Origin of the sequence: Streptomyces sp. NPDC002018 (genome assembly GCF_042890865.1) — a bacterium.
Classification (GTDB): Bacteria; Actinomycetota; Actinomycetes; order Streptomycetales; family Streptomycetaceae; genus Streptomyces.
In genome coordinates, this window is record NZ_JBIASO010000040.1 from 1 (window position 1) to 24,232 (window position 24,232).

Genomic DNA, 24,232 nt, shown 5'->3' on the forward strand with positions numbered 1-24,232 from the left:
TTGCCGTTGCTCTTGAACTTCCCGCCGAAGCTCACATTCCCCGAGGCCTCGGTGGAGGTCTTGGTGATGTCGACGTCCGGCGCCAGCTCCGGTTCCAGATCGGGTTTCTTCTTGCCTGCGTGGTAGCCGCAGATCATCCCGAGTTCGGAGGAACGGGGGCCCGCCGGACGGCTGTTGCAGTCGTCCATGGCCTTGAGGTATTCCGTGAACTGCTTGGCGTCGGCGAGGTTGGCCTCCAGGTCCGCCTGGGGGTTGTCGCTCTTGTTCCCGTTGAAGAGCCACTGGCCGCCGCTGCCGCTGCCCGCCAGGTACGTCCCGCTCAGTTTGGCGCTGCCGCCCCAGTCCTTCAGACCCGGAATCCCCGCGGAGATGCTGGCCGTGACCCCGCCTCCGGTCTCGGTGACCCGCTCCAGGGTGACCGTACCGTCCGACCACTGCTGGAGCTTGACCATCTCGGAGCTGCTGATCTTGATGAAGAGAATCTGGATGACGACGGTGTCCTTGGTCTGTTCCTGGGACAGCAGACACCTCGCGGGCTCGAACGGGTCGCCGTTGGGGACGAAGGGGTCCCCGTCCCCGGTGCCGCCCTCCCCGCCGCCACCGCCGCCGCTCCCGCCGTCCGCGAAGTCGCCGGAGGCGCAGGCGTCGGACCCGCTCAGCGGATGAAGTATGCGGCACACCTGGGTCTTCAGCCCGGTCGCCGTGTCGGCCGGAACGCTCAGGCCGACGATCCCGGCCACCACCAGGGAGACGACCCCGACCATCGCCGCGTACTCGGCCCCGCTCTGCCCTCTGTCGTGCCTTCCGTCGCTCCGTCGCAGGCCACCACGCCCTCTCTGGGCATGCCCATGCCACGTAGGAAATCTGCCCGCGCCCTTCATCGTTTCTCCTCGCCCACGCGTCCCGATCCCCCGGCCGACAGCCATCTAAAGATGGGCCCGGACCCAGAACACAGGGCCCCAGGACCCAGTTCGGGGTGGACCTGAGAGCTTGCGCGACCAGCGCTTGGACCTGCGGAAACGAGCAGGTGACGGCGCGGGAAAGAGCCGGTGCGGAGGGGGCTGAGGGCGGTCGTCGGCCCACCGCGGAGCCGCGATGCGGCCCGGGGCCGCGGAGCGGATCGGGCCCGGTGCTGATTTCTCAGCACCGGGCCCGATTTGCTGTTTCGGCTCTATCCGGTAGTGGTTACGCCGGGTCGATACGGGAGACGCTGCCGGCGATGTCGAGCACGTACAGCTCGCCCTCGCCGTCCTGCACGAACGAGATGACCTGACCGCCGTTGACGCCGAGGTCGCTCTCGCCGGTCACCTCGCCGTTCTCGACCTGGAGCGCGCGGACGGTGCCGTCGCAGTAGTCGCTGAACACGTACTGCCCCTGGAGGTCAGGGATCGCGTCGCCGCGGTAGACATATCCGCCGGTCACCGAGCAGCCCAGCCCGTTACGGTCGTACTCGTGGATCGGCGGCACGTGGTTCGCGGGCTCGATGCCGCCCCGGAAGGAGTGGTTGCCCTCCATCTCGGACCAGCCGTAGTTCTCGCCGCCCTCGCTGTCCGCCGAGGCCCAGTCGATCTCCTCCCAGGCGCTCTGGCCGACGTCAGCGATCAGCAGGTCGCCCGTGCCCGAGTCGAAGGAGAACCGCCACGGGTTGCGCAGCCCGTACGCCCAGATCTCGCCCTTCGCGTTCGGGTCGTCGACGAACGGGTTGTCCGACGGGATCGCGTACGGCTCCCCGCCGCTCGGGTCGATCCGCAGCAGTTTGCCGAGGAGTGTGTCGAGGTTCTGCCCGTTGTCGTGCGGGTCGCCGCCCGAGCCGCCGTCGCCGAACGCGATGTAGAGGTAGCCGTCGGGACCGAACCTGATGTCGCCGCCGTTGTGGTTGGCGTACGGCTGCGTCTGGGTCAGGACGGTGCGCCGGGTGTCCGGCTGGATCTCGCCGTCCTGCACGGCGAACTCGTCCACGGTGCTGGTGCCTTCGAGATCCGTGAACGAGATGTAGAAGTGCGCCAACTCGTTGTCGAACGCGATGCCCAGCAGGCCGCGTTCGCCGTCGGTGGTGGTCTCGTCGGAGATGTCGAGGACGGGCTCGCCGAGCCCCTGATCGCCCAGGACCCGTACGGTGCCCGCGCGTTCGGCGATCCAGACCGTGCCACCGGGCCCGGCGGCGCCGGCGATGGGATTCTGCGCTGTGGCCACTTCCGTGAGCGCGACCTCCGCCGCCTGGCGCGGGGCGGCGGGCTCGTCGGCGGAAGCCGTGGCTAGGGTGAGGGAAGCGAGAAGGCAGATGGTGCCGATGATCGCCGAGCTTCTGGTGCGAACTTTCACCGTGACCCTCCTAGAGGCGGCGAATGGGGGAGGTCACCCGGCTGCTTGGGGCAGAGTTGTGGGGGCGTCGCCCGCGCCAGCACGCAACCTAGGTGGGGGGATTGTGTGCCGCTGGCTACGGATGAGGATACAGGGACAGGGGCGGTCTGGCGTAGACCAATGCTCCAGCCATTTCCTGCGGCCGATTTTCGCCGCTCCCCGGGCGACGCGCCTGATACCGGGGACGCGGACGCGGTACTTCACGTACTCACGTAGTCACGTGGATGGGCGATGACATGCCCCGGTCCGTATCCCGTATCCGCCGCAGGCCCGCCGTCGGCCGGTGCGAGTGACATCGAGCGGGGCCACCGCGACCACCAGGCCCGGCGGTTGGCGTTCCCGGCTGCCGGCGTTCCGGGCGGCCGGGATTCGCGGCCCGGCGTCCTGAGCGTCCTGACACGATTTGACCTGCCCAGTTCAAGAAGCATATCTTCAGCCACCTGGCCTGATCCATATGGGCAGGTCGACATCGTGGTCCCTTGGGGGGGAACGCAGTGCATTGGTATGTGGACGTAATCAAGAACTACGCCGGATTCAGCGGACGTGCCCGGCGCCAGGAATTCTGGATGTTCTATCTGCTCAACCTGGTTGTCGCCATCGTGGTGGCGATTCTCGACGCCGTGCTGGGGCTGAACTCCATTCTCAGCGTGATTTACACGCTCGCCGTGCTGATCCCGGCCCTCGCCGTGACGGTGCGCAGGCTGCACGACACCGACAAGAGCGGCTGGTGGATCTTCATCAGTCTGATACCTCTCGTCGGCAGCATCATCCTGATCGTCTTCCTCGCGAGCGCGGGAACCCCGGGCCCGAACTCCCATGGCGAGAACCCCAAGCAGGTACTCGCGCACCCGTGATTCCGCAGGCCGCGAACACCTGCTTCACCGACCGCGCCTCGGCCCGGTCGACGGTGTGACTCCGCCCCGAATGCCCGCCGGCACCGAGCCGGCGGGCATTCGTCGTACGGCCGGAGCCGATCCGGGGTGAGCGTGTCCCGATTCCGCCAACCACGGTTTGTCCCGGGCCGGTTTTCCCGGGCCGGTTCCATCGTTCCGGCGGCGGGCTCATGCGGACCATGTGAGAGGTTCGAGACGGATGACCGGGAATCTACGGGTGGTGCGGGTCTCGTACTCTGGGCTGTCGGGCCAGTACGCGGACCAGATGCCGTAGAGGCGCCGCCAGTCCGGGGAGGCGGCGCGGACGACGGTGGCCGTCGCCCGGAGCGTCTCGTGGCCCGTCTCGACGGTCGTCCAGCCGGGCCCCGCCTCGATGTTGGCCACCCACGCGGGGTCCCGCGGTGCGCCTCCGGCCGTCCCGCACACCAGATAGGCGTCCCCGTCGATGGCGGCGACCAGGGGCGTCACCCGTTCCTGGCCGCTGGTGCGGCCGACGTGATGCAGCAGCACGAGCCGTTTCCCTTCGAACGGGCCGCCGACCACACCACCGTGGGCACGGAACAGGTCGATCACACGGGCGTTGGCGTCCGCGTACTGGTCGGGCATGGTGTCCTCCGGTCTTGTGCGTGGGTGCCTTCCCGGCAGGTGCCGGACGCGAGGGACGCGTACCGCACCGGAGCCGGGCAGGGCCGGGCCGATGGGTTCGGCCCACGTGCTTGTGTCGTCGGGTGCGTGGTCATGCTGTGGATGGCTTCGGGCGCAGAACGAGCTTGCCGCCGGAGTGACCGTCGGCGAGGACGGCGTAGGCGGCGCGGGCCTGGTCCAGCGGGAACTCCCCGGCGACGGTGACGACGAGCCGGCCGGCCGCCGCCAGGCGGACGAGATCCAGCCGGGCGGCGGTGCGGACGCGTTCGGTGTCCGGTCCGGGGCCGAGCGCGTGGGCCCCCGCCGCGAGTGCCGCCCGGTAGTTGGCGATCGTCACGACCCGGGTGGGGTCGGCGACGAGTTCCAGGGACACGGCGATCGCCTCGTCGGTGCCGGCGGTGTCGATGGCCGCCGACACACCGCCGGGAGCCAGCGCCCGGACGCGTTCGCCCAGCCCCTGGCCGTACACGACCGGTCGCACCCCCGCGGCGCGCAGTCGCTCGTGGCGGGCCGGTGAGGCGGTGCCGATCACGCGGGCGCCGCGGAGCTTCGCGAGCTGAGCCACCAGGCCGCCGACCGCTCCGGACACACCGTGCACGAGTACGACGTCCCCGTCGTGCACCCGGGCCGCCTGGAGCGTGTGTACGGCGGCGGTGCCACTGCCGAGCAGCCCGGCCGCCTCGGCGAAGCCGAGCGTGGCCGGCTTGCGCAGCAGCAGGCCGGCGGGGACGGTGATCTCGTCGGCCTGCGCTCCGGGCATCCAGTGCCCCAGCACCTCGTCACCGACCGCGAGGGGCGCGCCGTCGAACCCGACCGCGTCCGCGCCGACGGCGGTGACGACGCCGGCGGCCTCGTTCCCCAGGCGCAGCGGAAGCAGGTGCTCGTCGCGGCCCATCACTCCGGCGGCGCGCTTGAGGTCGAACGGACTGATCGCCGTCGCGTGGACGGCGACCACGGCCTCACCCCGGCCGGGCGGGCGGGACGCCACCTCCAGGACGTCGATGGCTTCCACTCCGCCCCAGGCGGTCGCCGCGATCGCGCGTACCGTACCCACGGCCGTCCGCCCGGTCAGAACCCGACCTCCTGCCGGATCAGGATGACGTGGACACGGCCCGGCTGTTCCTGGTGGATCTCCAGCACCTTGCCGACCCTGCTGTGCTGCCCGTACGCCTCCAGCGCGCGGGTGTCCTCAAGCGGGAGGCTGTGCTGGTACACGCGCTCACGGGCCACGTCCAGCGTGGGTACGAGCTTGTGCGCGCCGACGACGAGGATCACGTTCGCCGCGCCCCAGGCGTAGCCGGCGAGCTGGCTGCCGGAGGCCGACGCGATGACGAGCGCGCCGTCCCGGGTGACCGCCTGCACACTGCCCAGCACGTAGTCCGCCTGGCCGGCGATCACCCTCATCTCCCGCGACTGTGTCGTGACGTCCAGCGCCAGCATCTTGTCGCGCGCCGACTCGTAGGCGTCGCCCTTGTCGACCGCCTCCTCGATCCCGGTCTCCCGCAGCGTCACCGACGCGTTCGTCATCACCGACGAACCGTGCGGGATACGTGCCAGGGCTGCTCGGCGGGCAGCGTCGAGATCCTCGACGACCTCCACGCCGAACCCGTGCTCCTCGAGAGCGAGAACCGTCGCCGAGAGTGTCGCTTCGTCGGGCAGCGTCGTGAAACGCGCCGACGTGTCGATTGTGGTCATTGCCTGCCCCTTGCTCTTCGTTCCTGTCCCGCCGGGTCGACGGCGCGGATGCCGGCGCCCCGGGATGTACGGACGCCGCCGCACGGTGCGGTGTGGCCGCGGCCTCGGCGGCGTCCCGACGAGCATAAGCGGACTTTACCCCGCTTAGCCAGCCGGGCGATAGGGTGAAGCCATGAACCGGCCAGTCGTGACATGGGGCGCCTCGCCCCCCGAGCGAGCTGACGCGACACGCAACCGGCAGCACCTGCTGGCCACCGCGCGCGAGATGCTCTCCGAACTCGGGCCGGACCGGCTCACCATGGACGCCCTGGCCGAACGGTCCGGACTCGGCAAGGGGACGGTGTACCGCCGCTTCCGCACGCGCGCCGGCATCTTCCAGGCGCTGCTGGACGACGGCGAGCGCACCTTGCAGGAACAGGTGCTGGCCGGTCCGCCGCCACTGGGCCCCGGCGCTCCCTCCGTCGAGCGCCTCATCGCCTACGGGCAGGCCCGTGTTCGCTTCCTCGTCGAGCACCGCGAGATCGCCCGCGCGGCACTCGACGGCCGCCAGCCCGTCCCCGCCGGTTCCCAGACCTCCCAGACCCATATCCGGATGCTGCTCACGCAGATCGATCTCGGTCCCGCCGACCTCGCCCTGCTCGCGATCCAGCTCACCGCGGCCCTCGAAGGCCCTCTTCTGCTCTATATGTCGACGGCCGAACTCAGCAGCACCAAGGTCCAGGTGGAGGAGCGGCTCGTCCGCACCTGGCAGGACCTCGTCCGGCGCGTCTGCCGCCCCTGATCCCCCCCCCGCCGCCGTGCCGGGGGCCGCGCGCCCCGGCCGACCGGACGTGCCGCTCGGCGGCGCCCTGTCTATTTGACGGTCGTGTGCGAGGGGCGTAGTGATGGGAGGGAGGCATGAGTCCCGTCGACGAGGCCGGTGGCGTGGGGTGATGGCCGATCACCCGGTCCCTGGGCCGGGGTCGGATGTGGGTGGCCCGGATTCCCGAGGGGCGACGAGAGGGCCCGCCTTCCCAGGAATTCGGGGGTCCGGAGGGAGCCTTCACCGTGGAAGAATTCGACGCTGTAGTCATAGGCGGCGGCCATCAGGGACTGGTCGCGGCCACCGTTCTGGCAGACGCCGGCCTGACCGTGTTGGTGGTCGAGGCCAACAGCGGCGTCGGAGGAGCGGTGCGCAGTGGCGAGGTCACCCTGCCGGGATTCGTGCATGACCTGTACGCCACCAACATGAACTTGTTCCTGGGGTCGCCCTTCTTCCGCGAGTACGCTGACGAGCTGGCCGCCGACGGGCTGCGCTTCGCGCGATCGGCGCGACCGTACGCATCGGCGTTTCCGAACGGGAAATCCTTGCGCGTCACGTGCGACCAGGACGCCACGCTCGACATGTGGCGAGAGCACTCACCGGCCGATGCGGTGGGCTGGGAGCGGTCACGCCGAGTGTTCGAGAGCGCGGCGGAGGTCTACCTCCCCCTCTATGTGAACCCTCAGCCCTCGCCGGCGACGCTGGCCGGTGGGCGTGCGTTGTGGCGGAGCCGCAAGCGCGTCGGCCTGAGTGAACTGGCGGCGGGTTTCCTCTCCTCCACCCGCGCACTCGCGGACCGCTACTTCACCACCCCCGAGGCAAAAGCGCTGACGGCAGCCTGGGGGATGCATCTGGACTACGCTCCGGACATTTCGGGGGGAGCGATCTTCCCTCTGCTGGAAATGTACGCGGACATGCTCAACGGCATGTCACTGGTGGAGGGCGGGGCCGGGAAACTGCCGCAGGCCCTGGCCGGACTGGTGGAGAGGCGGGGAGGAACCGTTCGGACGGGAGTGCCGGTCGCTCGTATCGATGTCGACCGCACGGGTGCGAGCGGGGTGACCCTCAGCGACGGGACGCGGTTCGGAGCGCGGCGCGGTGTGGTGTCGACGGCCGTACTGCCGCGGCTCGTCGAGGAGTTGCTCGCTGACGTGTCCGTACCCCGCGATATGGTCTCCGCCGCCGAGCGATACCGTTTCGGCCCGGGAACGTTCATGCTTCATCTGGCGCTCCGCGGCCCGATACCCTGGCTGGACACACGGCTGTCCGGCTTCGCCTATGTCCATGTGGGTTCGTACATCGACGACATGGCACGGACCTACCAACAGGCCATGGCGCACCAGTTGCCGGACTCTCCCTTGTTGATCGTCGGCCAGACCAGCGCCGTCGATCCCACACGGGCGGCGACCGAGGGAAACCACACAGTGTGGATCCAGGTCCGCACGGTGCCTGCCCGGATCGACGGCGACGCGGCGGGCGGCATCACCGGGAGCGACTGGGAGGACGTGCGGGAGGCCTTCGCCGACCGGGTTCTCGCTACGTTGGAGGCCTACGCGCCGGGCATCAAGGGCCTGGTGCTCGCACGCGCGGCTTTCTCCCCGGTCGACCTCCAGCGGGAGAACGCGAATCTGGTCGGCGGGGACTCAGTGTCGGGCAGTCACCATCTCGACCAGTTCTTCCTGATGCGTCCTAGCCTGCAGCTCAACCGGTATCGCACCTCGATTCCCCGGTTGTTCCTGGCCGGGGCCGGAACATGGCCGGGCGCCGGCGTGAACGGGATATCCGGCCGGCTCGCGGCCGAGGCACTGCTCCGCACCGGCCGGCACCGGCGCTTCCTGCCGAACTGACAGCAGCGAGGGCCGGGGAGCGGCCGAGCAGTGAGGGCCGAGGGCGGTCAGGCGAGAAGGTGGTTCGGGTCGGGTGCCCGTCGCGCCGCAGCCAGCAGGGCGTGGATCCGCGAACGGGTGTGGTCGATGTCGGTCACCGGTTCGGCGAACGGCAGTCGCGCGTCCTCGTGTGTGCCGGGGTACTCCAGCCGCAGGGTGATGCCGTAACGGTCCATCGCCACCGGAACGGCCCGCAGCAGGCCCCGGCGCGGCCGCCGCACGAGGCGCAGCAGCAGCGGAACGAGTTCGCGGTGGCTGTCGACGAGATGGGTCAGCATGCCTGCTTCGGGCACGGCCAGGGGATCGAGGTCCGTCGCCTGGAGCGCGTCGAGGGAGACGAACGTACGACCGGCACCGTCTTCCAGGACCGCCTGTCCGAACTCCACGCAGGTGCTCGCCGTGGACGTCGTGTCGTACGGGGCCGCCAGCAGGCCGGTCACGGTGACGCGGGCGCGCAGCCGGTCGCGTACGGGCGTGGGCGCGATGTCGGTGAGTTCCAGCCTGATGGGGATGCGTGTGGCGGACCGGGCGGAAGTGGCGTCGGAGGGCTCGTGCAGATGGACGTGGCCCATCGCGCCGGTGCCGTCGAGATGGTGCACCTCGGTGGACACCCCGTCACTCACCACGGTCATCGAACGGGCCGAGGCCAGGATCGACCGTACGCGCTCCGCGGGGGTCGGCTGCGCGCGGCGGGTACTGAAAGGACGCATCCAGGTTCTCCAAAGGGGCGGGCCGAGGGCGACCGGAAGCCAATCACTTAGGCATGCCTAACCTAACCCACCTGGAGGGGTTCGGGTAGTCCGCACACGGAACGCCGTCCTCGAACCGCTGCGCCGCCCGCGCTGGCCGCACGACTCGCGCTGGCCGCACGACTCGCGCTGGCCGCACGACTCGCGCTGGCCGCACGACTCGCGCTGACCGCACGACTCGCGCTGACCGAACAACTCGCGGTGTCCGAACGGCTGGTCGGCCCATGACGCGCGGCACCCATCCCCGCGACGGTCTGTGCGGGCATGGGTGCGCGGGCGGTTCGTCGTACTGGACACGCGTGCGCTGAGACGCGATGTCGGCGGGACCGCCCCCGACGGCCGGCCGCTGAGCGCGCATCCCGTACCGCACGCGGGCCCTCGCCGAGGCGAGGGTGACGGGCCATCAGATATGTGACAGGTCGTCCGGCACCTTGGTGCGCCGGACCTCCTCGTCGTCCGCCCGCTCGTACTGGGCGAGAGCCAGCCCGAGACCGAAGAAGGTCGGCGCCCACTCACCCACGAAGATCCCCCAGCGGTCCGCGCGGTCCACGCCCGCGAACGCCTCGTACCTGTTGGAGCCGATCCACGTCAGGACGCTGAGTCCTATGGACGCGAACCCGGCGGTGTACATGTGCTCGCTGCGCAGCCCCTTGCGGTGGAGCATCTCGACGATCATGATTTCTCCCGGTGGATAGCGTGCACTCTCCCTTCCACCGTCACCCCGGGTCCGGCCGTCCGCATCCTGAATGCCCGTGCGGGCTTCCCTCCGGCCCGGGGCCGGGGCGCCAGGCCGGGCCCTGGCGGGGCGCCACCTCAACCCGGCTGTCCCCGGTCCGCACGGCCCTGCGCGGGCAGCGGCGCGAGCCGCAGGTCGAGACGGCCGTCGGCGTCCTCGCGCACGGTGGCACGGACCTGGTACACGTCCTCCAGGATGCGTGGGGTGAGGACATCCGCGGGGGTACCGGCCGCGACCACGCGGCCGGCGTCCAGCAGAACCAGATGGTCGCAGTAGCGGGCGGCCAGTTCCAGTTCGTGGAGGGCCGCGATCACCGTGACACCCGTTCGCGACAGCATCTCCATCAGGTCGAGCCGGTGACGGATGTCCAGGTGGTTGGTGGGTTCGTCCAGCAGCAGTCCGGCGGGCTCCTGCGCGAGGGCCCTCGCCGTGTTCACCCGCTGCCGCTCGCCGCCGGAGAGTGTCGGCCACGACCGGTCCGCCAGCGCGGACACCCCGGTGCGGGCCATCGCCTTCTCCACGGCGTCCCTGTCGCGGGCCCCGGAGGCCGCCGACCGTCCGCGGTGCGGTGCCCGTCCGAGCGACACCACCTCCCGTACGGTCATCTCGACGTCGACCGCGACATCCTGGGCCACGACGGCGAGTCTCCTCGCCACTTCACGGCGCCCCGTCGCCGCCACGTCCCCGCCGTTCAGCAACGCGTGCCCCGACGAGGGCACGCGCAGCCCCGCGAGCAGCCGCAGCAGTGTGGACTTACCCGAACCGTTCGGTCCGACGAGGCCGGTGAACCGCCCGGCCGGCAGGGTGATGGTGATTCCGTCGAGGAGTTTCCGGCGGCCTGCCCGGAACTCCAGTGCCCGTGCCTCGTGCCGGGTCGGCCCGCCGTTCACGGCGCACCGGTCCGGCGGCGCAGCAGCACGGCGAAGACCGGCACACCGATGAGCGCGGTCAGTACGCCCACAGGCAGCTCCTGGGGTGCGAAAACGGTCCTGGTCGCGGCGTCGGCCCAGACGAGGAAGGTGGCGCCGAGCAGTGCCGCCGAGGGAAGCAGAACACTGTGGCGACCGCCCGTCAGCATCCTGGCCGCGTGCGGCACGAGCAGGCCGACGAACCCGATGGCCCCGCTCGCGGCGACCAGGGAACCGGTGACCACGGCGGTGACCGCGTACAGCAGGGGTTCGGTCCGTCGGACGTCGAAGCCCACGCCGGCGGCGACCTCGCGTCCGAAAGCCAGCGCGTCGAGGTGACCGGCGTACAGCCGGAACAGCACCAGCCCGGCCGTCGTGGTGAGCGCGCAGATCCCCACCGAGGTCCAGTTGGCCGAGGCGAGCGACCCGAGCAGCCAGAAGGCCACCGCCCTGGAGCGTTCGGCGTCGCCCGAGAGAACGACGACGAGGCTGGTCAGCGCGCTGAACAACTGGGAGACCACCACACCGGCCAGTACGACGCGGGTCGTGGACCCCAACGAGCGTCCCAGCAGCAGGAGAACACACGCGAACGCGGTCAGCGCTCCGGCGAAGGCGCCGACGGGCAGGGCGAACACCCCGGCACCGAAACCCAGTACGAGCACGGAGACAGCCCCGGTCGACGCCCCGGACGACACTCCCAGAAGGTACGGGTCGGCGAGCGGGTTCCGCGTCATCGCCTGGAGCACGGCACCGCACATGGCGAGTCCGGCGCCCACCAGAGCGGCGAGCAGCACCCGGGGCAGCCGCAGATTCCACACGATGCTGTCCCGCAGCGGTGGCAACGCCTCCCACGGTGCGCCGAGATGGACACCCACCGTGCGCGCGACATCGAGCGGCGGTACGTCGGCGCTGCCGACGCCGACCGCGGCGAGAACGGACAGCGCGAGCGCCACACAGCCCGTGGCGAGAACGAGCGCGCCGCGGGCGGCCGCGCCCCGGCACCCGCCCGCGGTGAGGACGGCCGTGGTCATCGCCGGGCGAAGACGACGTAGTCGTCGAGGTACTGCCAGACGGTGCCCACCTCGGTGAAGCCGGCCGTACGCAGCGCCGAGAGATGGAAGTGGAGCGGCGCCGGCGGCTGCGGCGGGCGTTCGGCGAACCGGCGCTCCCGCTCCGCGGCCAGCGGGGCCATGCCCGGCTGACCCGCCGCGAGGGCGTACCAGTCGTCCCAGGTGTCGGCACCGGACGCGAAGGCGGCCCGCTGGACCCGGCGGTCGTGGTCCGCCGACAGCGAGCCCAGCGTCTCGTCGCCCGGCCCGAAGCGGAGGTGGTCCGCGTTCAGGAGGACCGCGCCCGGCGCGAGCAGGCCGGCCAGATCCGTGTACACCCGCAGCAGGTCGGAGGGTGAGAGCCAGTGCAGCGCCGTCGAGGACAGCACGGCGTCGAACGTCCGGCCGGCCAGCGGCGCCGTCCAGTCCGTACGGACGAGGTCGGTCTCCAGGACGCTCGCGCGCTCCCCGTGCTCGGTCAGTACGTCCCCGGCGAGCCGGAGCAGGAGCGGGTCGTAGTCGACGGCGGTTACCTGGGCGTGCGGGAACGCGCGGAGCACGCGGTCGGCGAGTGAGCCGGGACCGCACGCGAGGTCCAGTGCGGTGAACGTCTCGGGCAGACGCAGGCCGAGGACGTCCAGCATCGCCTGGAAACGCGGTTCGCGGTGGGCGACATAGGCGGCCTGCTGGTCGTCCCAGCGGTCCAGCAGTTCACGCGGCGGCAGAGGGGCGGTGTCGTTCACGGGGCTCTCCTGGGGTGCTGTGGTGCCGGGGCGGTGAGGGAGGAGTCGTTCATGGGGTGCGTCAGCCGTACAGGTCCGTCAGGCCCTTGCCGACGTTCTCCACCAGCCCGACGCCGCGGACCGAGGGGTCCATGGCGGACCCCGGCACCACGATGAAGCGGTCGTTCCGCACGGCGCTGAGCCGCGAGGTGACCGGGTTCGACCGAAGGAACTTCTTCTTCGACTCGGCGCTGTCGCCGTCCCCGCCGCGCGTGAGGTCCGCCAGCACGATGACGTCCGGGTCGCGCTCGGCTATCTCTTCCCAGTTGCCCGCCGGCCACTTCTGCCGCACGTCGTCGAAGGCGTTGTCCACACCCACAAGAGCGCTGACGGTGGAGGGCAGTCCACCGTGCCCCGCGATATAGGGGGTGGTGGTGCCCGAGTAGAACCACATGAGGCTCGCGCCGGTGTTCTTCGGAACGTCCTTCACGGCCCGGTCAAGTCGCTTCCGCAGATCGGCCACGACCTTCTCGCCCCGCTGCTCGACATCGAAGATGTCCGCGATGTCCTCGATCTCGTCGAAGATCGCGTCGAACGTCACCTCGGCGGGGGTGAGCTTCGGATTCTCGCAGTCGTGTACGGAGAGGTAGGCGGGAACGTGCGACGAGACCCAGTCGGCACGCTTGCCCGCCGCTTCGTCGGCGTAGGCGGACGACAGCGTCGAGTAGAGGAAGTCGGGCTCCTCGGCCAGGGTCGACTCGTGGTTCGCGTACTGCTCGGCCAGTACCGGGACCTTCTCGTACTGGTCGCCGAGCGACGGCAGCACGGGGTCGGTCTGGTACGACGTGCCCACCATCCGGTCGGCCAGGCCGAGGCTGAGCATGATCTCGGTGGCGTTCTGCTCCAGGGAGATCGCACGCTTCGGTGGAGCGCTCACGTCGAGGTCAAGGCCGCAACTGGAAAGGGAGGCGGCGGCCCGAGCCTTCGTCGACCCTGCGGGCGAGGCGGTGGAATCGGTACCGCCGCAGGCGGTCAGACCCGTGAGAGCGAGCAGAGAGGCGAACGCCACTCCGCTTTTGCTAATGATTGTCATGTGCAAAAACTATACGCAGGTCGCCGGCCTCCCTCCGTCGCCCCGTGCGGGGCGCGGCGAGGGCGTGCCGGGGTGCCGCGGTGTGCGGAGGCTCCGTCAAAAGCCTGTGTGTGACGTGAGTTGAGCCGAGAACGGCCCGTGGTGCGGGGGGTTCGGAGTGGGCGTCCTGTCGCATGTGGGGGAGGGGATTGTGGTGAGCGTCACTCCCTGCCCCTGAGCCGCCGCACAAGGAGCCTCGGTCCGCCCCGGGCAGCGAATCGGCGCCGGCCCCTCTGTGGGGGCCGGCGCCGATCGACGGAGCGGATCACGCGAGGACGGTCCCGAGCGGGCGGGGCGCGTCCGGCGGCAACGGCGCCGCGGGCGACAACGGTGCCGCCGGTGTCAGAACTCGTAGGCTCCCACGTCGAGGGGCGTGGACCGTTGTTTCCGGTCGGCGTCGAGCGTGGGGGCGTCCCTGGTGGTTCCGCCACCGATCGCGGGGGAGCCCGGCTTCAGATGGAGGTCTCCGCCCGGATGGTCGACGAAGTAGGCCGAGTAGGTGGCCCCCACCGTGATGTTGTTGGAGTGCTGGGTATTCGTCGCGGCGCCGGTGTTGAAGGTGCGTGCCAGGTTGTTGCGGATGATGTCGCCGTTCGACGGCGTACCGTCCTTCTGATGGGTGAGCCGGATCTCGCTGTCGGTGGCGGGATACCTCGGGACCACGGTGTTGTTGACGATCTTGCTGTCGTTCATGCCGTAGAGGCCCATGGCGAGTCCCACCTCCACCTGGACCACGTTGTTCTCGATGGTCCAGTTGCGGTACGGGCCGTCGAAGGCGCCGATCCCCTGGATCGTGTACGTGCCGTTGTACTGGAAGGGGATCTTGGCGTAACGCGTGCCCGTGCGGCTGATGAAGACGTTCCCGCGCAGCACGACACCGGTGACCGGGGTGAAACTGCCGTCGCCGCGGTAGCTCTGGAACATGTCCCGGTGCGGCGGGTCACTCTCCATGCCCGGCGGTACGACCGCGTAGCTGTTCACAGCGGAGTTGTACTCGACGAGGCAGCCGCTGACCTTGCACCGGAAGGCGTCCTCCCAGAAGTGGTTGACGCTGTTTCCCCTGACCACCGCCCCGGTCGCGCCGGCGCCGGCCTGGGAAGTGCGCTCCAGCATCACTCCGTTGCGCACATTGCGGATCTGGTTGTCGAGAACCTGGTTGTCGGCGCCGATGACCATCACGCCCGTGCCGCTTCGACCGACCCAGTCGTTGTTGTTCCAGGTGTCCGCCGCCGCGTCGCTCGCGGCCCGGACGTGTGAGTTCCGCAGGATGTCGTGGGTGGCCCCGGCGTCGAACTGCACCAGGTTGCCCGTGGTGTACGTACCGTCCGCCTCCTGGGGCGAGACGACCACCCCGTCGACGGTCCAGCGCGTGGCCCCGGACGCGAACCTGAGCGTCTTCATCCGGGGTGTCGCGCCGGGCGCCGCCGTGACGGTCCGGACGCCCGACGCGACACCCCCGGTGATGACCGGGCTTCCGTGGTTCCCGCTGCGCAGGTAGAGGATGTCTCCGGCGGCGAAGGTCCGCCCCGACGCGAAGACCTCCTGCAATGTCCGCCATGGTCGGTCCGCGGTGCCGGGATTGCTCGCCGAGCCCGCGGCGGGGTCCACGTAGTAGGCCGCGGCCGTGGCGGCGGCGGGTGAGGTTCCGGTCCCGAAGGCGGTCCGGTCCGCCTGGAACCCGAGAACCAGCACGACGCAGACGACGCAGACAAGGAGTGAGGTACGCCTGCTCGTTCTGCTGATGGACATGGTGACGGCCACGAGGGGACCTCGGCTTCCGGTGGGGGGATCGGGATGACTCGCGCTGCGCCTGGTGAGGAGTTTGGGTCAAGTCATGCCATGCGTCAACGGATTCATTGGAATGAATGAGGGATCGGCGCTCTGCCGACGGCAGTTCCGCGACGGGCAGGACGGGTAGGGTCGTCCCTCGTCATGTCGGGGCGGTGTCGGCGCGGATCGAGGGGGATGCGGTGAGTACGCCACGTACGCCTGTCGGTACCGCCGCGCGGGGGCACAAGACACGCCTTCTCGCGGACGAGTTGCGACGGGCCATCGCCGAACTGCGCTGGCCGGCCGGCAAACTGCCGACCGAGCAGCAGTTGGCCCGCGACCAGGAGGTGAGCGTCAACACCGTGCGGCGGGCGGTCGACCTGCTGGTTCAGGAGGGTCTTGTCTACCGTCGGCAGGGATCCGGGACCTATGTCTCGGACTCCCGGACGCCCGGCACCGGGTACACCGTCGGCGTCGTAGTGCCCTCGCTGACCTACTACTACCCGCGCGTCATCGCCGGGATCGAACGCGAACTCTCCCGCCACGGCAGCCGGATGCTCCTGCGCTGCACCGAATGGGACCCCGGCCTGGAGCACGGGGCCGTCGAGGAACTGATCGGGTCGGGATCGGCCGGGCTGATACTGGTTCCCACTCTCGGTGAGGACGGCCCGCGGCACTGGCTCGGGGACGCGGGGGAACTCGGTGTGCCCGCGGTGCTCGTCGAGCGGGGAATGGACCTGTCCGCGACATCGCACGAGTTCGTCTGTTCCCACCACGCGGCCGGAGCGCGCGCCGCTGTCGAGCACCTGCTGCGGCTCGGGCACACCCGGATCGGCTACATGGAGAGGACCAGTCCGCACACGGCCCCGCAGATCCGGTCGGGTCTGGCCGTGGGACTGGAGCGCGCCGGGCTCGACCCGGATCCCGTGGTCGCGGCCTCACTGCCTCGCTGGACCGCCCAGGACGCGGACCGTTTCCTCGGCCGTCTGGTGGGGCAGGGGGCGACGGCCGCGCTCTGCTTCGCGGACCGTGAGGCGTCCTTGCTGGTCGGCGCGGCCCGGCGGCGCGGACTGCGCGTCCCCGAGGACCTCTCCGTGATCGGCTATGACAACGAGGTGGCCGACCTGTGTGAAGTGCCCCTGACCGCCGTGTCACCGGCGAAGACGGATATCGGCCGACGTGCCGCGGACATCCTCAGAACCCGTATCTCCGACCCGGACGCCCCGCGACGGCAGGAGGCATTCGTGCCGCACCTGGTCGTACGGGACTCCACCGGCCCTGCGCCCCGGCAGCGCTGAAGAACGACGCTCCCTCGTACCCGCTCCTCGTGCCCGCTCCTCGTGCCCGCTCCCTCGTGCCCGCTCCCTCGTGCCCGCTCCGTCGTAACCGTGGCTCACCGGGCGCCCGGTGACGGGGCGTCAGAGGTCACGCCCATGACGTTCGGCGTACCTGACCAGGTCCTCGTAGCTCTGTCCGTCGGGGCGGTAGAACTCGTCGCGGTCCCGGCCGGGGTCGTCGGCCAGGGCTTCGCCCAGAAGCCGGGAGACGGTCAGGGCGGCGGACAGCGGCCGGTGATTGACGACGATCTCGTCCACCTGGCCCTGGTCGTTGATGTGGAACGTGCCGACCCCCGTCAGCGGCCGGCCGTCCACGACGGCGGTGTACTCGTTCACCCGGCGGTCACCGAACTCGCCCTCCCACACGGGAGTGAACTCCCGGTAGAGGCTGATCACGGTACGGATCTGCGCCCGCACCGCCTCGGCACCCCGCAGACTGCCGTTCATCACCGAACCCGCGAGCACGACATCCGGGGCCAGATCCCTCAGAAACCACGGATCCTGCGACATCTGAACCTCCGACGAAGAACATTCGGTCTGCGACATAATCGTATACGATTAGGCTATGTCGGAATCGGCTCGGTGCGTCCCCGTGGGGACGCGTGGGCGTGGGAGGTCCAGATGAGGCTGCTGGTCGTAGGCGCTGGGGCCACCGGCGGATATTTCGGCGCCAAGCTGGCGCTGGCGGGCAGGGATGTGACGTTCCTGGTGCGTCCTGGGCGGGCGGCCGTGCTGCGGGAGCGGGGACTGCGGATCTCGGGCGCCGGTGAGGACGAACATATCGACCCGCGGCTGCTCACGGCGGCCGAACTCCGCGATTCCCCTGGCGCGTACGGTCCCTGGGACATGATCCTGCTGTCGGTCAAGGCGACGGGCCTGGCGCGCGCGATCGACGACATCGCGCCGGCGGTCGGACCCTCCACCACGATCCTCCCGGTCCTCAACGGGATCGCGCACCTGGACCGGCTCGGAGCCCGGTTCGGCACGGCATCGGTCCTGGGCGGGGTGGCCCTGCTGGCCACCTCCGTCGACGCACGGGGCGACATCGGCGTCCTCGCACCCGGGGCGAAGCTGATGCTCGGCGACCAGCGCGGCGGTGCCACCGGTGACGGCGGCTCCAGCGCCGGACGGGCCTCGGAGCTGCTGGCCGGAGCGGGCTTCGAGGTCAGCGTCTCGGAGAACATCCTCGCCGAGATGTGGAACAAGTGGGTCTTCATCGCCACCGCGGGCGCGGTCACCTGCCTCATGCGCGGCACGGTCGGTGACATCGCCGCCGTACCGGGCGGCACCGCGTGGGTGAAGGCCGTCCTCGCGGAGACGGCCGCCGTGGCCACCGCCGCGGGATACCCGCCCACCGGACAGCAGCGGGCCGCCACCGAGAAGACCCTCACCCAGCCGGACTCGTCCTTCGCGCCGTCCTTCTACCGTGATGTCACGGCCGACCGCCCGACCGAGGTCGAACACGTCTTCGGCGACCTCATCGACCGTGCCGCCGCGCTCGCCGTCGCTACGCCGTTCATGGATCTCGCGACCATGAACCTGCGTGTCTACGATCGCCGAAGGATGAACGCGCACGGCTGAGCCACGATCCACGGGTGCCGGATCACCGTGCGGCCCGCGCCCGCTCAACGGGGCGGCGCGGGTCCGTCGTCGAGACGTGTCAGATGCGCCGTGACATCGTCGGCGAGCCTCCCCAGCAGGCGGCCGAGGTCCCCGCGGTCCTGGTCGGACCAGTCGGCGATGGCCTCGGTGAACCAGCCGACCAGGGAGCTCGCGTAGCGGTCGGCTGCCGCCGTGCCCTCGTCCGTCGGTTCGATGAGGCTGGCGCGCCGGTCGTGCGGGTCCCCGATGCGGCGCACCAGGCCGCGCCGCTCCAGCTCCTGCACCTGACGGGTGACATGCGGGCCGACGACCTGCATCTTCTCCGCGATCTCGCCGATCCGCAGCGGCTTGTCCGCGACATGCAGCGTCATGAGGACCGCCACAGCGGGCCGGTCCAGCCTGAGCCCTGCGGCCTCCACGGCCCGTTCGGCCAGGCGGCCGCGGCTGACCGCGTTGCTCAACTGCGCCAGCCGCGGCATCACGGCCAGCACCTCGGCCTGGGTCTGCCCAGGTTCCTGACCGTCCGACGGCCTCGCGCCCATCGCGGCACCCCACCTCACTTGCATACCTAAGTTAGGTATCTGTATGGTCGTGAGCGGCGGCTTCACCACCGCACCGCGCTCCCGATAAGGATAACTAAGGTACGCATCATGGCGGAGCGCGACCCCACCGGGAAGGAACCCTCGTGAACCACTCCGCCCGTCGTCAGGTCCTTGTCTCCGGCGCCAGCATCGCCGGCCCGGCCCTGGCCTACTGGCTCAACCACTACGGCTTCGACGTGACCGTGGTCGAAAAGGCTTCCGAGATCCGCGGCGGCGGGTACGCGATCGACATCCGCGGCACCGCGCGGGACGTCGTGGACCGTATGGGACTGCTCGCGCGGCTCCGAGAGGCCCACGTCGACACGCGCAAGATCTCTTTCCTGGACCCCGACGGCGGCCTGATCGCCGCCGTCCGCCCCGAGTCCGTCACCGGCGGTACGGAGGGTCTCGACCTCGAAGTGCGCCGCGGCGACCTGGCCGACAGTCTCTACGGTCTGGTCCGCGACACGGTCGAGTTCCTGTTCGACGACTCCATCGCGACCCTCGACGACCGCGGCGATCGCGTGGAGGTCACCTTCGACAGCGGCACGCGGCGCACCTTCGACCTCGTGATCGGCGCCGACGGTCTGCACTCCCACACCCGGGGCCTCGTCTTCGGTCCCGAAGCGCGTTTCCATCACTACCTCGGCCACACCTTCGCGGGCTTCACGATGCCCAACGATCTCGGCCTCGCCCACGAGGCGGTGACGTGGAACGTCCCGGGCCGCGCCGCGGTCTTCTTCGCCCACGAGCCCGGTGAGCGCGTGCACGGATTTCTGAACTTCGTCCAGGACGAACCGCCCTTCGACGCGTTCAGGAACCCCGAGGCGCAGCGGGACCTCGTCGCCTCCAAATTCACCGACGAACGCTGGGAGATCCCCCGCCTGGTGGCCGCCATGCGCGACGCCGACGACCTGTTCTTCGATGTCGTCAGCCAGATCCATATGCCCGTCTGGTCCCGGGGCCGCGTCGCCCTCGTCGGCGACGCCGCCTACGCGACCTCCTTCATGTCGGGCCAGGGCTCCAGCGTCTCCCTGGTCGGCGCCTACGTCCTCGCCGGGGAACTGGCCACGAGAGGCGACCACACCGCCGCCTTCCAGGCGTACGAGAAGACGGCCAGGGACTTCGTCGAGATGAACCAGGCCCTGGCAACCGCCGGTGCCACCGTCGTCGCCCCCCGCACCCAGGAGCAACTCGACGCGCGCAACGAGGCGCTGCGCCACCCGGCGGGCATGACGGGGGCCGAGGGGCGCGCCGCCAACACCGGTCTCGTCCTGCCCGACTACAGCCACGCCGAGTGACTCCGGCGCACGGCCCCCCGGCCTCCGGGCCGCATCGGCCGTGCTGATGTCCCCGCACGGGCGGCGCCGGCATGGGGGCGGCGTCCACCCGTTGGTTGCGAAGGAATTCGCGTAGCCCATACAACTGGTCGCATGGCACTGAGCTGGAAGCTGGTCATCGACAGCACGAACGCGTCCGCCCTCGCGGACTTCTGGGCCGCGGCCCTGGACTACGAGGTGGAGGACCCCGGCGCCCTCATCGAGAAGCTGCTGGCCGCCGGCCAGATCGGCGAGGAGGCGATCGCCGTTCACCGCGGCCGCAGGACGTTCCGCGGCTACGCCGCGATCCGCCATCCCGAGGACCCGTTCGACGAGATCAGCGGCGTCGGCGGCGGGCGACGGCTGCTCTTCCAGGACGTGCCCGAGGGCAAGTCCGGCAAGAACCGTCTGCACCTCGATGTCCACAGCGAGCCCGGCGGCCTCGACACGCTGGTGGCCCGGCTGGAAGTCCTGGGGGCGACCCGTGTGCGCGAGGTCGACAAGGGGCCCGCCGGGCGCTGGTGGCTCATGCGGGACCCGGAGGGCAACGAGTTCTGCGCGGCGTAGGCCGGGCCGCGCGGCGTTGGCCGGGCAGCCGTCCGCGCGGAGGCGGTTGGCTGCCCGCCGGTCGTGCGGGGGTCCGGAACCACGCCGTCGGACGCTGTGTCAGAGGTGGCTGATAGAACATGGCGAACAGCCGGACCTGGAGTGTCGGGAGCCATGTTTTGTCTTATGTGCACCATGTCGAGCAGTTCTACGGGCTGCCCGCCTTTACTTTCTCGCCGTATGTGAGCCCCGCGGATCTGCCCGACCCGGGTTCCGTGGCCTGGCGTCTCCAGTGGGACGAATCGTCCCGGGAAGCGGACTACTGGGCGCGCTTCACCGGGACGGTCGAGCTGGAGAAGGTACGGGCGCTGGTCTTCGGCCACCCCTGGTACGACGCCGACGGGTTTCCGGACGGTGGGCTGGTCGACCTCCGCTCCCGGCTGACCGGACTCGAAGCGCTCTTCCTCGGCGATCTGGAGGACGAGGAGGCGATGATCTCCACGATCTGTCTGGGCACGGTCGCGCCCGTGCTGGAGGCGTTCCCCGGTCTTCGGGAGCTGGCCGTGCGCGGCGGGGAAGGCCTGGGCTTTCCCGTGACGGGCCACGAAGGACTGCGTGTGCTGCGCGTCGAGTCCGGCGGGCTGCCCCCACAGGCGGCGGCACAGATCGCCGCCGCCGATCTGCCTTCACTGGAGCGTCTGGACCTGTGGCTGGGCGACGACGACTACGGCGGTGGGACGACGGTCGAGGATCTCGCCCCGCTGCTCGCGGGCCGGGGCAAGCCCGCGCTGCGCCACCTGGGACTGCAGAACAGCCCGATCCAGGACGAGTTGGCGGCCGCGCTGGCCTCGGCACCGGTCGTGGCCCGGCTCACGTCGCTGAGCCTGTCGATGGGCGCGCTCAGCGACGAGGGAGTGGAGGCACTGTTGCAGGGCCAACCACTCACCCATCTGCGGGAGCTGGACCTGTCGCACCACTTTCTCAGTCACGCCATGATGCTGCGGATCTGGACGGAGCTGGAGCCGGCGGGCGTTCGGGTGGACCTGACCGCCAGGCAGGAGGAGGACGAAGACCAACTGGAATGGGGGCAGGGGCACGGCCGGTACGTCGCGGTCGCCGAGTGACCGCCGTCGCCAGGCCCTGACCCTCCCTCTCCTCGTTCCGTCTCCTCGTTCCGCCACCACTCCCCATGCCGTCGGAAGGCCGCAGGATGTACCACGCCCCCGAGTTCACGGACCCGGACGACCTCCGGATCGCCAGTCGCGAACTGAACAGCCGCCGCCCCTGGCTGGACCCCGGCGAACAGGTACCGTACGGACATGTGCTGCACGCCGCGGCCCAGTTGCGGTGGAGCCCCGCCGCCGTCGTGTCGCGGCTCACCGCCCTGGGGTACGCCGACATCGAGCGCACCGAGGCCTCCCTGCCCGGCACCGTCGGCCTCGACGACATCCCGCTGATCAGGGATGTGAGCGCGCGGTACGGCCCGGTATGGCTCGACGTCGGGAAGCAGGTGTCCCTGCGCCAGGTACTCGAATCGGCGGGCTGGGCCAACCGTGCTCCCGCCGACGTCGCACGCAGACTGACCGCTCTCGGCTACCGGCTCGGTGGCGAGGGCCGGCCGCTGCCCGAGTCCCCCCATCCTGGTGACGCCACACTCCTCGGCACCGGCTCCGGTCACTACAGGACGTGGCTCGACTGGGGTGACGAGGTGCCCGCGTTCCAGGTACTCGGCGCGGCCAGAGACCTGATGTGCAGCCCGTACGCCGCCGCCTGCCGGCTGATCGCGCTCGGCCTCCGGCTGCCGTACACCCCCGAACCCGATGACGAGCTGATCCTCAGGTCCTCGGGGCACCACGGTGGCAGCTGGTTCTACGGGGATCCACCCGTCGGGCACATCCTCGCTGTCGCACAGGAGTTGGGACGCCCTCCGGCGGACATCGCCGCCCGGCTGACGGAGCTGGGCTGCGGCCGGCCGGTCGTGCCCGACACCCCCGAGGCCGACGACCTCACCATCCTCAGCGAGAACCTCGACGGCCGCCGGCCGTGGCTGGTGAAGAACACCGTCGTCGGGCTCCAGTCGCGGCACATTCTGAGCGCGGCTCTCGCGACGGGACGGAGCCCGGCGGACATCGCCGGGAGGCTGGCCGAGCTGGGGCACTGGCTGCACGAGAACGCGAACCTGCCCGCGGTCGCCGACGAGGCGGACATCCGGCTGCTGGAGACGGTCGACCGCTCGTTCCTGGACAACGTCCACCTCGAACACGTCCTGCGCAGCGCGGGTCTGACGGGAAGGAGTCCGGCGGATGTCGCGTCACGGCTGACCGCTCTCGGCCACCGGCTGCCCGACGAGGTGGACTACCCGGAGGTACGGGCTTCCCTGGCCACCTCGTGATCGTCGCGGCCCCGGGGCGCGGGGTGGTGTGGTGCTCCACCCACCGCGGCGGCCGTTGCCCGGCGCACCGCCGGCGCGGGACGCACCGGCGGGGCATGGCGTGCTCAGTGCGTCGACGGGCGGGTCAGGCCGTCCAGTTCGGCCGTGAAGAGCAGGGCGGGGTCGAAGGCCATGCCGGTGAAGTGTCCCGCGAGTTCCAGTGACAGGACGCCGTGGAGCCGGGTCCAGAAGGTCAGGGCGCGGTGGAGTGCCGCGGGTGGGGCGGGGTGGTCGGCGGCCCACCGCCGGTGGGTTTCGAGGTGTGTGCCGAACGGAGTCGCGGGGCTGTCCGAGGGCAGGGCGGTGCAGGCGTCGAGGAGGAACGTCATGATCTCGGAGGCGATCCGGGTGATGTCGTCGGGTGCGTGGTAACCGGGGACGGGGGTGCCGTAGACGAGGAAGTACCGGTGGGGGTCCTCCAGGGCCCAGGTGCGCAGGGTGTGTGCCAGCGTGGCCAGGTCGGCGCCTGATGGGGAGGCCGTGTGGAAGGTGTCGGCGAGGCTGCGGTAGGCGTCCCTGATGAGCTCGGTGATCAGCTCGTCGCGCCCGGCGAAGTACCGGTAGAGCGCGGGGCCGCTCATGCCCATCTGTTTGGCGATCGCGTTGAGGGAGAGGGCGGACGCGCCGGCGGTGGCGATCTGCTCCCAGGCGCGTTCCTTGATCTCCGCGCGCACCTGGGCGCGGTACCGCTCGCGCGGGGTCTTCGTGCCCGTCTCCGGCATGACCTGCCACCTCTCCACGCCTGTGTGCGTACGTCCTCAAGGTTTAGTTAGAGGCTATCACCAAGTCTCCTGACGCCTGCTTTCGAGATCGGCACGGTGGCCACGGTGGAGTGCGAAGGCGAGCCGGGTGCGGTGCATCGCGGGGCGGAGGATCGGCGTCGTCGATGGCCCGGACGTACGCGGACGACTCCGACCGCGTGACGAGGCGCCGGGCCGGGCGTTCCGGGCCCACGAGGATCCGCCGGACAGGGACTAGGACTTGTCCGGCCGATCATGTTCGGAGCCAGATGGTGAGGGCTGCCGCTGTTGCGGTGCCGAGGAAGATGTAGCCGCGCTTGTCGTATCG

General features: G+C 70.4%; 24 protein-coding genes. 9 read left to right on the plus strand and 15 right to left on the minus strand.

Annotation, left to right across the window (positions count from 1 at the left end):
- A partial coding sequence (locus ACFYYH_RS33820) for a hypothetical protein (RefSeq protein WP_388559562.1) occupies positions 1–764 on the minus strand: 764 nt, incomplete at its 3' end.
- A 421-nt stretch (positions 765–1,185) separates the two neighbouring features.
- Positions 1,186–2,322: a PQQ-dependent sugar dehydrogenase gene (locus ACFYYH_RS33825; protein WP_388559564.1), complete on the minus strand. Its 1,137-nt coding sequence runs from the start codon at positions 2,320–2,322 to the stop codon at positions 1,186–1,188.
- A 533-nt stretch (positions 2,323–2,855) separates the two neighbouring features.
- Here ACFYYH_RS33825 and ACFYYH_RS33830 point away from each other — a divergent pair.
- Positions 2,856–3,215 (plus strand): DUF805 domain-containing protein, encoded by a 360-nt coding sequence (locus ACFYYH_RS33830; RefSeq protein ID WP_388559620.1) that lies wholly within the window; start codon positions 2,856–2,858, stop codon positions 3,213–3,215.
- Positions 3,216–3,422: 207 nt separating this feature from the next.
- Here ACFYYH_RS33830 and ACFYYH_RS33835 read toward each other — a convergent pair whose 3' ends face one another.
- The 3 genes from ACFYYH_RS33835 to ACFYYH_RS33845 form a co-directional block, all read right to left on the minus strand.
- A complete protein-coding gene (locus ACFYYH_RS33835) occupies positions 3,423–3,860 on the minus strand; it encodes a nitroreductase/quinone reductase family protein (RefSeq protein WP_388559566.1) in 438 nt (145 codons plus the stop codon).
- 130 nt (positions 3,861–3,990) lie between these two features.
- A complete protein-coding gene (locus ACFYYH_RS33840) occupies positions 3,991–4,953 on the minus strand; it encodes an NADP-dependent oxidoreductase (protein WP_388559568.1) in 963 nt (320 codons plus the stop codon).
- Between the two features lie 14 nt (positions 4,954–4,967).
- Positions 4,968–5,594 (minus strand): LUD domain-containing protein, encoded by a 627-nt coding sequence (locus ACFYYH_RS33845; RefSeq protein ID WP_388559571.1) that lies wholly within the window; start codon positions 5,592–5,594, stop codon positions 4,968–4,970.
- Between the two features lie 172 nt (positions 5,595–5,766).
- Between ACFYYH_RS33845 and ACFYYH_RS33850 the strand changes: the two genes are divergently transcribed.
- Positions 5,767–6,375, plus strand: a complete 609-nt coding sequence (locus tag ACFYYH_RS33850; RefSeq protein WP_388559574.1) for a TetR/AcrR family transcriptional regulator — start codon at positions 5,767–5,769, stop codon at positions 6,373–6,375.
- Positions 6,376–6,641: 266 nt separating this feature from the next.
- Positions 6,642–8,243 carry a phytoene desaturase family protein gene (locus ACFYYH_RS33855; protein WP_388559576.1) on the plus strand — a complete coding sequence of 534 codons (1,602 nt, stop codon included), beginning with the start codon at positions 6,642–6,644 and terminating at the stop codon, positions 8,241–8,243.
- A gap of 47 nt (positions 8,244–8,290) precedes the next feature.
- Here the strand turns inward: ACFYYH_RS33855 and ACFYYH_RS33860 are convergent, their stop codons facing one another.
- From ACFYYH_RS33860 to ACFYYH_RS33890, 7 genes are all read right to left on the minus strand, one after another.
- On the minus strand, positions 8,291–8,992 hold the full coding sequence (locus ACFYYH_RS33860; RefSeq protein WP_388559579.1) for a DUF2470 domain-containing protein: 702 nt from the start codon (positions 8,990–8,992) through the stop codon (positions 8,291–8,293).
- A 442-nt stretch (positions 8,993–9,434) separates the two neighbouring features.
- The gene (locus ACFYYH_RS33865) at positions 9,435–9,707 is read right to left on the minus strand and encodes a hypothetical protein (RefSeq protein ID WP_388559582.1); all 273 of its coding nucleotides are present in this window, start codon (positions 9,705–9,707) and stop codon (positions 9,435–9,437) included.
- Between the two features lie 137 nt (positions 9,708–9,844).
- A complete protein-coding gene (locus ACFYYH_RS33870) occupies positions 9,845–10,657 on the minus strand; it encodes an ABC transporter ATP-binding protein (protein ID WP_388559585.1) in 813 nt (270 codons plus the stop codon).
- The gene (locus tag ACFYYH_RS33875; protein WP_388559588.1) at positions 10,654–11,706 is read right to left on the minus strand and encodes a FecCD family ABC transporter permease; all 1,053 of its coding nucleotides are present in this window, start codon (positions 11,704–11,706) and stop codon (positions 10,654–10,656) included. Before ACFYYH_RS33875 ends, ACFYYH_RS33870 begins: the two co-directional genes overlap by 4 nt.
- On the minus strand, positions 11,703–12,467 hold the full coding sequence (locus ACFYYH_RS33880; protein ID WP_388559591.1) for a class I SAM-dependent methyltransferase: 765 nt from the start codon (positions 12,465–12,467) through the stop codon (positions 11,703–11,705). The genes ACFYYH_RS33875 and ACFYYH_RS33880 overlap by 4 nt, the downstream gene beginning before the upstream one ends.
- A 61-nt stretch (positions 12,468–12,528) precedes the next feature.
- Positions 12,529–13,539, minus strand: coding sequence for an ABC transporter substrate-binding protein (locus ACFYYH_RS33885; RefSeq protein ID WP_388559594.1), 1,011 nt, complete (start codon positions 13,537–13,539; stop codon positions 12,529–12,531).
- 381 nt (positions 13,540–13,920) lie between these two features.
- Positions 13,921–15,327: a choice-of-anchor Q domain-containing protein gene (locus ACFYYH_RS33890; RefSeq protein WP_388559596.1), complete on the minus strand. Its 1,407-nt coding sequence runs from the start codon at positions 15,325–15,327 to the stop codon at positions 13,921–13,923.
- Positions 15,328–15,548: 221 nt separating this feature from the next.
- On the opposite strand from ACFYYH_RS33890, the gene ACFYYH_RS33895 reads away from it, so the two are divergent.
- A complete protein-coding gene (locus tag ACFYYH_RS33895) occupies positions 15,549–16,646 on the plus strand; it encodes a GntR family transcriptional regulator (protein ID WP_388559599.1) in 1,098 nt (365 codons plus the stop codon).
- 120 nt (positions 16,647–16,766) lie between these two features.
- Here the strand turns inward: ACFYYH_RS33895 and ACFYYH_RS33900 are convergent, their stop codons facing one another.
- Positions 16,767–17,195: a hypothetical protein gene (locus ACFYYH_RS33900; protein WP_388559602.1), complete on the minus strand. Its 429-nt coding sequence runs from the start codon at positions 17,193–17,195 to the stop codon at positions 16,767–16,769.
- A gap of 111 nt (positions 17,196–17,306) precedes the next feature.
- Here ACFYYH_RS33900 and ACFYYH_RS33905 point away from each other — a divergent pair, with 111 nt between their 5' ends.
- Positions 17,307–18,266, plus strand: a complete 960-nt coding sequence (locus tag ACFYYH_RS33905) for a ketopantoate reductase family protein (RefSeq protein WP_388559605.1) — start codon at positions 17,307–17,309, stop codon at positions 18,264–18,266.
- Between the two features lie 44 nt (positions 18,267–18,310).
- Here the strand turns inward: ACFYYH_RS33905 and ACFYYH_RS33910 are convergent, their stop codons facing one another.
- On the minus strand, positions 18,311–18,829 hold the full coding sequence (locus ACFYYH_RS33910) for a MarR family winged helix-turn-helix transcriptional regulator (RefSeq protein WP_388559608.1): 519 nt from the start codon (positions 18,827–18,829) through the stop codon (positions 18,311–18,313).
- A 143-nt stretch (positions 18,830–18,972) separates the two neighbouring features.
- On the opposite strand from ACFYYH_RS33910, the gene ACFYYH_RS33915 reads away from it, so the two are divergent.
- The 4 genes from ACFYYH_RS33915 to ACFYYH_RS33930 all read left to right on the plus strand — a co-directional run bounded on the left by ACFYYH_RS33915 (position 18,973) and on the right by ACFYYH_RS33930 (position 23,125).
- The gene (locus ACFYYH_RS33915) at positions 18,973–20,169 is read left to right on the plus strand and encodes an FAD-dependent monooxygenase (protein ID WP_388559610.1); all 1,197 of its coding nucleotides are present in this window, start codon (positions 18,973–18,975) and stop codon (positions 20,167–20,169) included.
- A gap of 132 nt (positions 20,170–20,301) precedes the next feature.
- Positions 20,302–20,754, plus strand: coding sequence for a VOC family protein (locus ACFYYH_RS33920; RefSeq protein ID WP_388559612.1), 453 nt, complete (start codon positions 20,302–20,304; stop codon positions 20,752–20,754).
- Positions 20,755–20,873: 119 nt separating this feature from the next.
- Positions 20,874–21,857, plus strand: coding sequence for an STM4015 family protein (locus tag ACFYYH_RS33925; protein WP_388559614.1), 984 nt, complete (start codon positions 20,874–20,876; stop codon positions 21,855–21,857).
- Positions 21,858–21,943: 86 nt separating this feature from the next.
- Complete coding sequence (locus ACFYYH_RS33930) at positions 21,944–23,125, plus strand: hypothetical protein (protein ID WP_388559617.1); 1,182 nt, start codon at positions 21,944–21,946, stop codon at positions 23,123–23,125.
- A gap of 104 nt (positions 23,126–23,229) precedes the next feature.
- On the opposite strand, the gene ACFYYH_RS33935 is transcribed toward ACFYYH_RS33930, so the two are convergent.
- Positions 23,230–23,886, minus strand: coding sequence for a TetR/AcrR family transcriptional regulator (locus ACFYYH_RS33935; protein WP_388559623.1), 657 nt, complete (start codon positions 23,884–23,886; stop codon positions 23,230–23,232).
- Positions 23,887–24,232 lie beyond the last annotated feature (346 nt).